Source organism: Massilia aquatica, assembly GCF_011682045.1.
In the GTDB taxonomy this organism is placed as follows: Bacteria; Pseudomonadota; Gammaproteobacteria; order Burkholderiales; family Burkholderiaceae_D; genus Telluria_A; species Telluria_A aquatica.
Genome location: NZ_VVIW01000073.1, coordinates 1 through 865, shown reverse-complemented (window position 1 = coordinate 865; position 865 = coordinate 1). Strand labels below are relative to the sequence as shown.

The window sequence follows — 865 nt, the reverse complement described above, 5'->3', positions numbered from 1 at the left end:
CAGGCTCATCCCATTTCGCTCGCCACTACTTTGGGAATCTCGGTTGATTTATTTTCCTGCAGCTACTTAGATGTTTCAGTTCGCCGCGTTCGCTTTGCATACCTATGTATTCAGTATGCAATGACCTAAAAGGCCGGGTTTCCCCATTCGGAAATCTGCGGATCAAAGCTTGTTTGCTAGCTCCCCGCAGCTTATCGCAAGCTACTACGTCCTTCATCGCCTGTAATCGCCAAGGCATCCACCATGTGCACTTATTCGCTTGTCCCTATAACGTTAGCCTCTGTTCCGGAGAACAAAGAGCGTTACAGAGATAAGAAAGTACAGCGTTGTTGCTTTGTTTTGATACATACAATCACTACCCATCAAACCGTCTGTCGACGATTCGATTAAAACTTTACTTCTTCCAGATTGTTAAAGAACGAAACAGCTTTAATCTCTAAAAGACCAAACCTAAGCATCTATGCTTACGTTTGCACTTTCAAGAGTTAAGTAGAGTGGTGGAGGATGACGGGATCGAACCGACGACCCCCTGCTTGCAAAGCAGGTGCTCTCCCAGCTGAGCTAATCCCCCAAGGAATGCGTGGTAGGGCTGGTTGGACTCGAACCAACGACCCCCGCGTTATCAACACGGTGCTCTAACCAGCTGAGCTACAGCCCCGACTTGGACACTGCTACTGTTTCTTCTAAATTCAACAGTCGATAAGAGTGGACGCTTAATGAACTGACTCTATAGTCAGGTGCAACTCTAGAAAGGAGGTGATCCAGCCGCACCTTCCGATACGGCTACCTTGTTACGACTTCACCCCAGTCACGAATCCTACCGTGGTAAGCGCCCCCCTTGCGGTTAAGCTACCTACTTCTGGTA

The 865-nt window shown here is 48.2% G+C and carries 2 tRNA genes and 2 rRNA genes; all 4 read right to left on the bottom strand.

Annotation, left to right across the window (positions count from 1 at the left end):
- Positions 1-265 (bottom strand): 23S ribosomal RNA (locus F1609_RS33925); the annotation flags it as partial.
- A gap of 230 nt (positions 266-495) precedes the next feature.
- Positions 496-571, bottom strand: a tRNA-Ala gene (locus F1609_RS33920).
- Between the two features lie 10 nt (positions 572-581).
- Positions 582-658: transfer RNA gene (locus F1609_RS33915), tRNA-Ile, on the bottom strand.
- Positions 659-749: 91 nt separating this feature from the next.
- A 16S ribosomal RNA gene (locus F1609_RS33910) occupies positions 750-865 on the bottom strand; the annotation flags it as partial.